Here is a 12,504-nt window from a genome sequence, read left to right as displayed (position 1 = left end):
TGCACAGGAGAATGCCCATGACTGCACCCAGTCCCGTTGAACCCCCCACCATCAGGACCGGACCATTGGTGGCAGTCCTGGCGTTCGCCGGGATCGTTGCCTCGCTGACCCAGACTTTGGTGGTCCCGCTTCTGGTTGAGCTGCCAAAAATTTTCGACACCACCCCGTCCAATACGTCCTGGGTAATTACCGTGACGCTCCTGGCGTCAGCCGTCATCACCCCCGTCGCCGGGCGGCTGGGGGACATGTACGGTAAGCGCCCAATCATTTTGGGCTCATTCGTTCCCCTGATCCTCGGGTCGGCTCTTTGCGCCGTGGCAGACTCCGTGGTCCCCATGATCATCGGTCGAGGCCTGCAGGGACTGGCAGCAGGCATGGTTCCTTTGGCCATCAGCCTCCTGAAAGACCTGCTTCCGCCATCCGAACTGCGCGGGGCCATCGCCCTGGTCAGTTCATCGCTGGGTATCGGCGGCGCATTGGGACTCCCGATCGCCGCCGCGGTCGTCCAGTTCACCGACTGGCGCATCCTCTTCTGGGCCACGGCAACGGTCAGCCTGCTGTGCCTGATGTTGATCTGGCGGGTTGTTCCTGCAGCTGTTGCCCCTGCACGTAGGGGAAAGTTCGACTTTCCGGGCGCCCTTGGTCTCAGTGCCGCACTGATCTGCCTGCTGCTGGCAGTGTCCAAGGGCGGGGACTGGGGATGGGGAAGCCCCCTGGTGGTGGGTCTGCTGGGCGCGGCAGTATTCCTCTTTGGCTTGTGGGGCTGGTGGGAGTTGCGCGTTCCTGGTGCCCTGGTTGACCTGCGCGTGACGGTCCGCCGGGCCGTGCTGCTGTCAAACGTGGCATCAATCCTGCTGGGCTTCGCCATGTACGCCCGGTCGCTGATCCTCCCCCAGATCCTCCAGCTGCCCACCGAGACGGGATACGGCCTGGGCCAATCAATGCTGCAGATGGGCCTCCTGATGGCACCGGCAGGCCTGGCAATGATGCTTGTCTCTCCACTGGGAGCCAGGCTCAGCGCAAGCAGAGGACCGAAGACAACACTGATCGTGGGCGCGGTCATTACGGCTTCCAGCTATGCGGTGTCGGCCTTCACGATGGACACCGTCTGGGGTCTGCTGGCCGCCAATGTGATCGCCGGCATCGGACTCGGCTTCGCCTACGGTGCCATGCCGGCCCTGATCATGGGCGGCGTCCCCAACACCGAAACCGGGTCGGCGAACAGCTTCAACGCCTTGATGCGCGCCATCGGCACCTCGGTCTCCGGCGCCGTCATCGGCGTGGTCCTCGCCCAGATGTCCACGCATTCCGGCTCGCACCTGGTGCCTACGGCCGACGGCTTCAGGACCGGGTTGTTCATCGGGTGTGCAGTGGCCCTGATAGCAGCCCTGGCTGCCGTTGCCATACCCAGGAGCCGGATGTCTGAGCGGGACCAGGACCGCCGGCAACACAACGAATCATCCGCAGTACCCAAGTAACCATCAAAACAACACTGGAGTTGAGCTGTGAACGAAGGCCCTTATGACTACATCATCGTCGGAGCGGGATCGGCGGGATGCGTCCTCGCGAACCGGTTAACGGAAGACCCAAAAATCAATGTTCTCCTGCTGGAGGCAGGCGGGCCGGATTCCCACCCCATGATCTCGATCCCCAAGGGAATTGCCTTCACCCTGAGCAACCCCAAGTACGCCTGGTTCTACCGGACCGAACCCTTTGGACCCAATAACCAAGTCGAGTACTGGGCCCGCGGAAAAGTTTTGGGCGGTTCCAGTTCGGTGAACGGAATGGTCTACAACCGCGGATCGCAGGCCGATTACGACGGCCTTGAAGCGTTGGGCAACCCGGGCTGGGGATGGAACGAAATGCTCCGCGTCTTCAAGAGCATGGAAGACCACTCATTGGGTGAATCCGAGATGCGCGGTGCTGGTGGCCCCCTCAAGGTGGGCGTCCGGAAGGACAGCGAAACAGTCGGAGAGGCCCTCATGAAGTCAGCCGGCGGTCTGGGCATCGAGACAGTTCAGGATCTCAACGCCTCCGATGCTGAACGGATAGGCTACGCACCCGCGACAATTCGCAACGGAGTACGGGTCAGCGCAGCCAAAGCCTTCCTCAAACCAGCACTGAAACGCCCCAACCTCATCCTGCGTACCAACACCACCGTCTCCGGGCTCACCTTTGAGGGTGAAACGGTCACCGGGGTGACAGCGCTGGCGGGGGAGTCCACCGTCACCTTCACCGCCAAGCGCGAAGTCATCCTCAGCATGGGCTCCATTGCCACACCCCAGCTGCTCGAGCTGTCCGGGATCGGACGGCGTGACGTACTCACGGCCGCCGGCATCGGCGTCCGCGTCGACAGCGAGAACATCGGCGAGGGCGTGCGTGAACACCGCTGCCTGCCGCTTCAGGTCCGCCTGAACAAGAACATCGGCTACAACAGGAAGCTTTCCTCGCCGCCCCGGCAGGGACTCAGCGGACTTGAATGGATGCTCACCCGCAAAGGGCCGATTTCCACGCCTGCCTACGACATGCTGACCTTCTTCAAGACCGCGCCGGAGCTGTCACGCCCTGACGCGCAGGTCCTGCTCACTCCGTACTCCTCAGGTGCAGGCTCGACTGGTTCCAATATCGAGAACAGGCCAGGCTTCTCCCTGCTCGGGTTCGCCTTGCGGCCCACGAGCAGGGGATCGGTGCACATCATCTCGAAGGATCCACGGGCCACCCCTCGGATCGTTCCCAATTACCTATCAACTGAACTCGACCGGTCAACGTCCGTCGCGCTGTTCCGAAAGATGCGCGCGCTCGTCAATGAATCTCCGATCGCCGAGTTCGCCAGCGCCGAAACCGTCCCGGGGCTCGCCGTCGAGGACGACGACTCCATCATCAGGTCCGCCTTCCTCAACGGCGGCACCGGCTACCACGCCTGCGGCGCCGTCGCGATGGGGCCGAACGAAACCGACGCCGTCGATTCACGACTGCGGGTGCGTGGCGTCCGCAACCTGCGCGTCGTCGACGTCTCCGTCATGCCGGCCATGATCTCGGGAAACCTCAACGGGCCGGCCATGGCTATGGCCTGGCGTGCAGCCGAGCTCATCCGCGACGACGCCTGAAACAAAACAGAAGTTACGAAGGAAGGAGGGAAAACGCATGACGACAACCCAGAACGACTCCATAACAACTGGCTCGGGACCACTTGAAGGGGAACGCCGACTGTTCATCGACGGACAGCTGATCGAGGCGAGTGACGGCGGCCTGTTTGAGAACATCGACCCCAGTACGGGCGAAAGCGCCGGCTACGCAGCCAACGCCACAGAAGACGACATGGAACGTGCAATTGCAGCAGCTCGGAGGGCCTTCGACGAGGGCATTTGGGCGAACGACCCGGAATTGCGCAGCAAGTGCATCCTGCAACTGCGCGACGCCCTTGAAGGGGAAAAAGAACGGCTCCGGCGCATCGTCGTAACCGAAGCGGGCAGCCCCATCGCCTTGACCTATGGCGTGCAGCTGCAGCAGCCACTGGACGAGCCTGCCTACTGGGCCAAAATGGCCCGCGAGTTCGCCTACGAAGAGGAGTGGTCACCCACCACCTCCCGCGGCGCGGTCTCCCGCCGCCGGATCCGCTACGAACCCATGGGTGTTGTCGCCGCAATCACCCCTTGGAACTACCCGCTGTATCTCAACGTTTCAGAGTCCATTCCGGCCCTGGCCGCGGGCAACGCCGTCATCCTGAAGCCGGCCTCTCTCACTCCCTGGAGTGGCCTTGAGCTTGGCCGCCTCGTGGCCGAGCGGACCGACATTCCGGCTGGCATCTTCAATGTCGTCACCACGAACACCGTCGCGGTGACCGAAATGCTCACCTCCGATCCGCGCATTGACATGGTGACCTTCACGGGCTCAACCTCGACCGGCCGCCGGGTCCTGGCGTCTGGGGCCCCGACGATCAAGAAGACCTTCCTCGAACTCGGCGGCAAATCAGCCCACATCGTGCTGGACGACGCAGACTTCACCAAGGTACTGCCGGGCGCTGCTGTGGTCTGTGCGCACGCCGGGCAAGGTTGCACCTATTCGACCCGGCTGTTGATCCCCCGGAACCGCTACGAGGAGGCGTTGCCCATCCTCAAGGGCGTCTTCGAAAACGTCCCCGTCGGTGACGTGTGGGATACCTCGGTCATCCAGGGCCCACAGGCCAGCGCCAAGCAGCGCGACGCGATCCTTGCCGCCATCGAATCCGGTGTCGCCTCGGGCGCCCGCATCTTGACCGGCGGTCACCCCATCGAGGGCCGGTCCGGGTACTACGTGGAGCCAACCGTCCTGGTCGACGTCGACCCCTACTCTGCCGTTGCCCAGGAGGAAATCTTCGGCCCGGTGCTGTGCGTCATAGGGTACGACACCGAGGACGAAGCCGTCGAGATTGCCAACTCCACCATTTATGGTCTTGCCGGCGAGGTGAGCAGCGCCTCTGACGACCGCGCGCTCGAAGTCGCACGCCGCCTCCGGGCCGGAAACATCTCCGTCAACGGCGGCGCCTATTTCGACGTGTCAACACCCCTGGGCGGCTACGGCCAAAGCGGCATCGGCCGCAGGAACGGCGAAGAGGGATTCCGCGAATACATGGAGCTGAAGTCGATCGGCATTCCAAGCCGCGGCTGATGTACGCATCGAGGGCGGCCCCCAGGCAGGGGCCGCCCCCGATGCGTCGGGACATCAATGACGAATAGCGGACTTACTAATTCTGCTGCCGCGTCAGTCCATATGGAACAGCAGGGTGTGCCCGCACTATGTAGCGGCCTGGGCCGACGCGGGTAACCAACACGCCTGTTTGGTGGCGTACGGCCGCTTCCGTGACTTGGGAAATCGCATTCTGGAGGGCTTCGTCTACTTCCCTGGCCTCTTGGACGTTTACCTCCAGCATGCCAGGTGAAGGAGCGTCCAAGTCCGGTCCGGGCGATGTCGCTCTACTTTGGCTTTGCTGTGGGTACTCCCGCGTTTTCCGAGACATGATGGCTAGTTCCTTTTTGTCTGAGTTCCAAAAGAAAGAGAGCAACGTGCAGCGTATATAGGCAGGGGCATAACCGCGTACTGCAGACCTATGTGCCGGCATTTTCGGAATATGGAACCTGCTCGCTAATACTTGCGCTGAGCTTGGCGAGTCAAGGGCGGAGCCGCGGCGACGAGCTGGCCTTGCCCCTTCTTGTCTGCCGCATGCGGGCGGCACCCGGGGTGGTGGCCTGGGTGCCGCCGAACATGTCAGCTTGCAGGGCGTTCGGTGAAGATGCCGACCCCTCCAGCGGGCAACCGGTAGATGTAAGGCGTTGGGCCCCAGTCGCCTTGGAAGGTGACCGGCGCTGTGCCGGCGTTGTAAAGAGCGGTCACCTCGGTGCCGTCCGCGAGTGTCGCGGTTCTGCGCTGCACCTGCGTCAGGTCGCCCTCGCCAGCGCGCTCTGCCACGGGGCCCGTCGGCGCAAAGACCTTGACGTCATAGATTGACCACCAGTTCTGCGCGGCACCGACGTTCATCACGCGGATGTAGCGAGCCTGAGTCTCGGGGAAGATCGCCGTCGACTGCTGACTCTTCCCGGCTCCGGTGACGATCGGTTCGCCCCAGTTCGTTCCGTCTTGCGACACAAAGATCTGGTAGCCGTGCGCTTGGTCGCCCAGGCTGGTCCCGGAGTCGATGGTGATCTGATCGACGGTTTGGGTTGATCCCATGTCGATGTCGAACCAGTCGCCTTGCTGCATCCCCCGGCCGGTGGCCCACCGTGTGGTCGGGTCTTCGTCCAGGGCGTTCTCGGGTGACCCGCCCGGTTCGGTGGCTATTGCCGTCGCCGTCCAGCCGGCACGCGGCAGGGGTTGTTGTCCGCGGGTTAGCTCGATTGATCCGCCGGTCGGCACGGTTTGCCCGAACCACCGGTCACCCACCCGAACCTGGTCCTCGAAGATCGACAGATCGGGGCTGTAGGTGACTACCGGATTCGTGCCGTCTTTCTGGTCGAAGACAAGGTCAACGGAACCTACGGCCTGCGAGTCGGTGCTGCCGCGCTGATCGCCTTTCCAGGTAAACGTGGCCGCTGCCCCGGGGTTGAGCGTGTACTCGAACCAGTGGTCGCCTGACTGCACCTTGAACGTCTGAGCTGCCTGCCCGGAGTTGTGGGTGACGAGGACCGAGGATCCGTCGGGGTTGACGAACGCCACGTCCTGCACGCTACCTGCGCCAAGCGTGCTAGATGCCACCCGCTGAGCTCCCGGCTCGACGAATTTGCTCGCCTGACCGAGGGCGTAGTAGTCAACGTTCTTGGTGTAGTCCCACTCGCCGTCGGCGCCCTCGGCTACTGTGAGGACACCGCGGCAGATGTCACAACCGCCATTGGTCGGGCCGCGGTCGGCGTCCAGGGCCATGTTCCATCGGACGACCGATTTCGCCCAGTTGCGGGTGGAGCCGATCACGTGGTTCATCGTGGCGTTGAAGGCATCCTGGTCGGTGCCCTCCCACGTGCCGCCGGAGCACTCGGTCATGTGAGTGGTCTTGTTCGGGTAATCGTTGTGGACAACGGTCTGCATCCGCACGTCGCCGGCGTAGCAGTGCCAGGCCGTGCCGTTCACGAACTTGGAGGACTCCGGGTCGGCGAAGGGTGTCTCGGCATAGCTGGGGAGGTCGTAGTTGAAGTCGTAGGTCAGGATTTTCGTTGAAAGGTCGTTGGCGCGCAGTGCCGGTCCGACGTAGTTCTTGATGAGGTCGTTCGCCTGCTCCACGGTCACGAGTGAAGACGGCGACGTCGGTGGTTGGTATGTGGGTTCGTTCTGGAGCGAGATGAAGTCGATCGGCACGCCGTTGGCCTCGTACGCCTTGATGAACTTGACGAAGTAGTTGGCGAAATCCTCGCGGAACTCGGGCTTGAGGGTGCCGCCGATCATCGAGTCCGAGGTCTTCATCCAGCCCGGCGGACTGAAGGGGGTGGCCATAAGGGAAATGTCCGGGTTGATCTTCAGCGCCTGGCGGAGCAAGGGCAGGGTGTAGGCCTGGTCGTGGTCAATCGAAAAGTTCTCGAGGCCCGGGTCTGTCTCCCCTGGAGGCATGTCGTCATAGGACCAGTTTCCTGCCGCCGAGAAGTCGGATGCACCCATGGGTTGGCGAATAAAGCTGAGCCCAATTCCTTGTTGGGAGTCGAACAGATCCCGCATCACGCTGTTGCGACGCTCATGATCGAGCTTGGTTCCGATGAGCCACGCGGAGGAATCGGTGAAGGATGCCCCGAAGCCATCCATCGTCTGATAGGCGCGGTTCGCGTCAATCGTGATTGTGTCGCCGTCAGGTGCCTTGCCCTCCTGCCACCGGATCTTCGGACCGCGGTCCAGATAGGTTCCGGTGGACAGGTCGGTCAGCGTGACGGAGACCTGAGAAGTGGGGGGCGCGTCCGACGCCTGGGCCGGACTCATGGTTAGTGCCAGGGCTACCGCTCCGGCGAGGCCGACTCTTAGCTTTTGTAGCACGGCATATCCTTTCGTTAGTAGTGCACGGAGAATCGGCGGGCAGTGTTGCCCCCACGGATTTAGGCCTTCGCGGTAGCCCGTCTGCCATCTGCAGCGAGCTGCGGTCGCTGTCGAAAATGCGGCCGCTTTGACGGACTTCCGTTCACCACCTGTTCGACCTATGGGAGCTCCATTCCCGTCGCTATTGATGCAACAGTGGCGCGGCGTTGCTGGAGATGGTGAACGTTGTGCGGATCAGGTCCCGGTCTCGTGAGCTGCTCCCGACCATCAACTCGAAGGTTCCCGCCTCGACGAGGCGTCGGGCATCGGCATCGACCAGGGAGCATTCAGTGGCCGGCAGTGAGATGTCCACATCAGTGGACTCACCTGGCCCGACCGCGATCTGCACGAATGCCTTAAGCTCCCGATCAGCCCATGTGACGCTGGTCACGGTGTCGCTGATATAGGCCTGGACCGTCTCGGTTGAGGGGCGGTTTCCTGTGTTGGTGAGCGTGATCGTGGCCTTCAGGGTCCCGTCTTGTTCGATGGTTTCGGAGTCGAGACGGAGATTGGAGTATTGCACGGTGCTGTAGCTCAGGCCCTCGCCGAAGGCGAAGAGTGGGTCCTGGGTGAGGTCGGCGTAGCGGTTTCCGTGCTGGCCGCGGAGCTGGTTGTAGTAGACAGGCAACTGTCCGGCGTGCCGGGCGAACGTGACGGGCAGCCGGCCGGCGGGTTCGATCAGGCCGAGGACAAGCTCCGCGAGGGCCCGGCCTCCCTGCATGCCCGGGTTAAAAGCTTCAATGATGGCCGCGGCCCCGTTTAGGACGATCTCTGGAAGGGTCGATGGCTTGGACTGAATCAGGACTACCACGACCGGTTTGCCCGTGGCGATGAGCTGTTCCAGCAGGATGTTCTGGGCGCCTTGGAGGTCAAGGGTTGCCGTTGACTTCATCTCACCGGCGAGGGCTACGGTGTCACCGACGACAGCAACGACATAGTCAGCGTCCCTGGCAGCCTGAACGGCGTCTAGCTGCATAACCCCGTTGACTGCTGCGGGGTGGAACAGCGGCGGGCGAGGCTGCCCGTCGGGGTAGGTGTCTCCGGCCGGGTCGGGAAGAAGCTCTCCTATGTCGGCTCCCCTGGAATGAGTGATGGTCCAGCTTTCGGGGGCGATATCCCTGAAGCCATCCAGCACGGTTCTCGTCAGTTCACGGGGATGGCCGTCAGGCATCCAGTTGATCTGCCCGGACGCGCCGGCCCAATCTCCAAGCTGCGCGTGCTGGTCATCGGCGTTAGGGCCTATGACTGCGATGGTCTTGGATTGCCCGTTGTCCCGGGCCCTGCCGTCGGAGCCGGGTTCCAGACCGCCGGCCAGTGGCAAGGTGCCGTCGTTCCGTAAAAGAACCAGGGACTTTCGTGCCATCTCCAGGTTCAGGGCCGTGTGTTCCTCGCAGCCGATGACAGCCCGTTGGACGTCCTTGTCCGGAAGCCGCGGGTCCTCGAAGAGGCCGAGATCGAACTTCAATGTGAGGATGCGGCGGACCGCGTCGTCGATCAATGATTCGTTGAGCAGCCCGTCCTGCACTGCCTGCTGCGCAGCGTCGAAGAACTGCGGGGTGTTCATGATCAGGTCATTGCCGGCATCAACAGCGACGCCGGCTGCCTCGATGTCGGTGTCGCACACCTTTTGCTCCCAGACCATGCGGCCGACATTGTCCCAGTCAGTAACGAGCGTGCCCTCGAAGCCCCATTCCTCCTTGAGGACCTCGTTGAGCAGCCAGCGGTTGGCAGTGATGGGGACTCCGTCAATGGCCTGGTAGCCGAGCATAAACGTCCTGCAACCGGCCTGGACAGCCTTCTCGAAGGGTGGCAGGAACCATGACCGGAGCTTGCGCCGGCTCAGGTCGGCTTCGCTGGCGTCCCTGCCCCCTTGGGTTTCGGAGTAGCCGGCGAAATGCTTGGCCGTGGCGAGCACGGCGGTGCGGTCAGTGAGTCCCTTCCCCTGGTAGCCACGGATCATGGCAGCCCCAAGTTCACCGATGAGGTGTGGATCTTCTCCGAACGTCTCGTTGACACGTCCCCAACGCAGGTCCCGGGTGATGCACAGGACCGGGGAGAACGTCCAGTGGAGGCCGGTTGCGGCTATTTCGGTGGCGGCCGCACGGGCCCCGCGCTCGATCAGGTCCGGGTCCCAGGTGCAAGCCATGCCGAGCTGTGTCGGAAAGATCGTGGCGCCGGGCCAGAAGGAATGCCCATGAATGCAGTCATCCGCCATCAGCAGGGGGATCTGCAGGCGGGTTCTGGCTACGAGTTCGCTGGTTCGGATCATCGTCTCTGGTGAGGCGTGGAGCAAGGATCCGCCGAGCTTGGTGCAGACGAGGTCTTCGACGTCGCCACGGGCGTCCAATTGGAGCATTTGGCCGACTTTTTCGGCGAGTGTCATCCGTGACAGGAGATCCTCGACCCGGTCAGGGGTGGGCATTGCAGCGTCCCTGTAGAGCTCCATTGTGGCTGTTGCAGGGGTTGTTTTCATGAAATGGGGCGCCCTTCAGAAGAGATGGGGGAGGGGACATGCGTGTTTGCGCGAAAGCCCGGAGCGGATCAGGGACCTCGTGGTCCAGAGGGGGCCGCCTGGAGATGCCGGCTCCGGCCCGGAGGTGAGGAGTTGCGTGTGGGGCTGGCCCATAATGGGCCCGCCCACACAGTTCCTATCGTTGGCGGGTCAAGCCTTTGAGTGACAGTGGAGTGGGCAAAGTGAGGACATGGCCGCCAGGCGCGAGTTCGGTGTCTTCGTTTCCTGGCCAGCGCAGGACGGCGGACGTTCCCTCGGGCACAGTTACCTCGACGGTGACGTCGTCGTTCGTAAGGCTCCAGGCGACAGCTGCGAACCCGTGCGGTGTCTGCAGGGAGGTGCGTGCCCAGTCGATTCCCTCCGCGATCTGCGGCGCGATGAGGATGCGACCGTACCCCGGGGTAAGGGGCGCCAGGCCGCCGACTACCCGGTGCATCCAGTCGACAACCGCTCCGAGTGCGTAGTGGTTGAAGCTCGTCATGTCGCCGGGGTTGATGCTCCCGTCAGGGAGCATCGAGTCCCAGCGCTCCCAAATGGTCGTGGCGCCCATGGTGACGGGGTAGAGCCAGGATGGACACTCGCGCTGCAGAAGCAGCCGGTAGGCGGTCGCTGTCTGGCCGGTGGAGGTCAGCGCGTCGGCGATGAATGGGGTGCCGGCGAAGCCGGTGGAGATGTGGAATCCGCTCGCCTCGACCAGCTCGGCCAGCCGTTCCCCGGCCCATTGCTGCTGTTCGGCGTCCAGGAGCCCAAAGACGATGGCGAGGGAGTAGACGGTGGTGCAGTCGCTGTAGATTCTTTCTGCCTGAACGTATTCACGCTGGAAAGCCGTGCGCAGAGCCAGCGCGTAGGATGCGAACTCTTCGGCCTCTGAAGTGCGGCCCAACAGTTCGGCCGCTGCACGGATGCGGTCGGCGGTGCGGAAGGCGCACGCGGTGGCGACGACACCGGGGTCTGCCTTCGCTTCGCCGGGATGCTCTGCCGGCGCGTCGGGGTCCAGCCAGTCCCCGAATTGGAATCCGGTGTCCCAGAGTCCCGATGGGGACAGCAGGGAGTGGACGCGGCGCCCGTGCGCGAGCATGGAGGGGAAGGCCGCTTCCAGCGTGCGGAGATCTCCGTATGCCTCCCAAAGTGCCCAGGGAACCCAGACAGCTGCGTCGCTCCAGAACGCTGCCGATTCACTGGCACCTGCCCCCTCCTGCGGAGTGGAAGCGTACTTGAGGATGTCCGGCACAATGTAGGGCACGATGCCGTCGTGGTGGGATTGCTCGAGGGCAACGTCCTGCAGCCAGTCGGCGAGGAAGTCCTTGACGTCGAACAGGTAGGCGGCTGTGGGGGCGAACGCGGAGATGTCCCCGGTCCAGCCGAGCCTCTCGTCACGCTGGGGGCAGTCGGTGGGTATGTCGATGAAGTTGCCGCGCATCCCGCGGACGACGTTCTCGTGCAGCTGGTTCAGATCCGGGACAGAGCATTCGAAGTGCCCTGTGCGGGGCAGGTCTGTGGAGATCACGACCGCGGTCACGCTGTCCTGCACCTCACCGACGTCGCCCGGCCACCCGATCAATTCGGCGTAGCGGAAGCCATGGAAGGTGAAGGTTGGCTCGAACGTGTCCTGCCCGCCGCTGAGCGTGAACCGGTCGGTCGATACTGCAGTTCTGAGCGGGCGGGTTGCCAGTTCGCCGTTGTCGAGGACCTCCGCATGCCGGGCGGTGAGAACGGCCCCGGACTCCCCGCGTACGTTCACGCGGAGATAGCCGACGATGTTTTCGCCGAAGTCGACCAGCACCGAACCGGAGGGGCTGCGCCAGACCTCTTTGGGCTTGAGTTCACCGACCCGGCGCACGGGGGCGACGGGGTCAGGAGTGAGTTGCCCGTCGTAGGGCACCGCGTGGACGCTTCCCCAGGAAGGATCGAGGAAACCCGGGTGCTTCCACCGGTCATCCTGACGTCTCGCGTCGATACTTTGCCCGTCGTAGAAATCATTCGACGTGATCGCGCTGGGCCCGACGGTCCAGGTCTCGTCAGTCACGATGACCTGTTCGTGTCCGTCGGCGAAGCGGATGCGAAGAACGGCGCAGGCGGCAACCTCGTCGCCGTAGCGCTGCGTTTCTATCCATCCCAGACGTCCGCGGTACCAGCCGTTACCGACGGCGATACCGATCGTGGAGCGCTCTTTGATGAGGGGGGTGACGTCATGATCGACGTAGTGCAGCCGCCACTCGTAACTCGTCCAGCCGGGAGTCAGCAGATCGTTGGAGACAGGCACACCGTTGATCCAGGCTTCACAGACCCCCAAGGCGCTGAGGGAGAGGGTCGCTGATACCACGTCACCGTGGCCGGCCTCGGCTACGAAATCGCGGCGGAACAACGGCGCACTGTCCGGTTCGACATCCGCGGCAATAAAACGTGCATTCAAGTCGGTCATTCTGGGTCTTTCTGGTGTTAAGGGGCACGGCGGTTGGCGCGGAGGA

At 63.3% G+C, this 12,504-nt stretch carries 6 protein-coding genes; 3 read left to right on the top strand and 3 right to left on the bottom strand.

Annotated features, from left to right (window positions below; genetic code table 11):
* Nucleotides 1-17: 17 nt before the first annotated feature.
* From B5520_RS00830 to B5520_RS00820, 3 genes are read left to right on the top strand one after another with little or no spacing between them, the layout of a single operon-like run.
* Entirely contained in the window at nucleotides 18-1,478 is a 1,461-nt protein-coding gene (locus B5520_RS00830; RefSeq protein WP_079595169.1) for an MFS transporter, read from the top strand.
* A gap of 27 nt (nucleotides 1,479-1,505) precedes the next feature.
* The gene (locus B5520_RS00825; protein WP_079595168.1) at nucleotides 1,506-3,107 is read left to right on the top strand and encodes a GMC family oxidoreductase; all 1,602 of its coding nucleotides are present in this window, start codon (nucleotides 1,506-1,508) and stop codon (nucleotides 3,105-3,107) included.
* Between the two features lie 37 nt (nucleotides 3,108-3,144).
* Nucleotides 3,145-4,647, top strand: coding sequence for an aldehyde dehydrogenase family protein (locus B5520_RS00820; protein ID WP_079595167.1), 1,503 nt, complete (start codon nucleotides 3,145-3,147; stop codon nucleotides 4,645-4,647).
* A 597-nt stretch (nucleotides 4,648-5,244) separates the two neighbouring features.
* On the opposite strand, the gene B5520_RS22305 is transcribed toward B5520_RS00820, so the two are convergent.
* The 3 genes from B5520_RS22305 to B5520_RS00805 all read right to left on the bottom strand — a co-directional run bounded on the left by B5520_RS22305 (nucleotide 5,245) and on the right by B5520_RS00805 (nucleotide 12,458).
* A complete protein-coding gene (locus tag B5520_RS22305) occupies nucleotides 5,245-7,485 on the bottom strand; it encodes a discoidin domain-containing protein (protein WP_139386193.1) in 2,241 nt (746 codons plus the stop codon).
* A gap of 181 nt (nucleotides 7,486-7,666) precedes the next feature.
* Nucleotides 7,667-9,997 carry an exo-beta-d-1,3/1,6-glucosidase gene (locus tag B5520_RS00810; RefSeq protein ID WP_217700296.1) on the bottom strand — a complete coding sequence of 777 codons (2,331 nt, stop codon included), beginning with the start codon at nucleotides 9,995-9,997 and terminating at the stop codon, nucleotides 7,667-7,669.
* 175 nt (nucleotides 9,998-10,172) lie between these two features.
* Nucleotides 10,173-12,458 (bottom strand): alpha-L-rhamnosidase, encoded by a 2,286-nt coding sequence (locus B5520_RS00805; protein WP_079595165.1) that lies wholly within the window; start codon nucleotides 12,456-12,458, stop codon nucleotides 10,173-10,175.
* Nucleotides 12,459-12,504 lie beyond the last annotated feature (46 nt).

Source organism: Arthrobacter sp. P2b (genome assembly GCF_900168295.1).
In the GTDB taxonomy this organism is placed as follows: domain Bacteria; phylum Actinomycetota; class Actinomycetes; order Actinomycetales; family Micrococcaceae; genus Arthrobacter.
This window is presented reverse-complemented; position numbering and strand designations above follow the sequence as displayed.

Excerpts from the sequence above, each read along its gene's own strand:
- B5520_RS00805 (WP_079595165.1), bottom strand. The coding sequence starts at position 12,458 with ATGACCGACTTGAATGCACGTTTTATTGCCGCGGATGTCGAACCGGAC.
- B5520_RS00820 (WP_079595167.1), top strand. The coding sequence starts at position 3,145 with ATGACGACAACCCAGAACGACTCCATAACAACTGGCTCGGGACCACTT.
- B5520_RS00810 (WP_217700296.1), bottom strand. The coding sequence starts at position 9,997 with ATGAAAACAACCCCTGCAACAGCCACAATGGAGCTCTACAGGGACGCT.
- B5520_RS00830 (WP_079595169.1), top strand. The coding sequence starts at position 18 with ATGACTGCACCCAGTCCCGTTGAACCCCCCACCATCAGGACCGGACCA.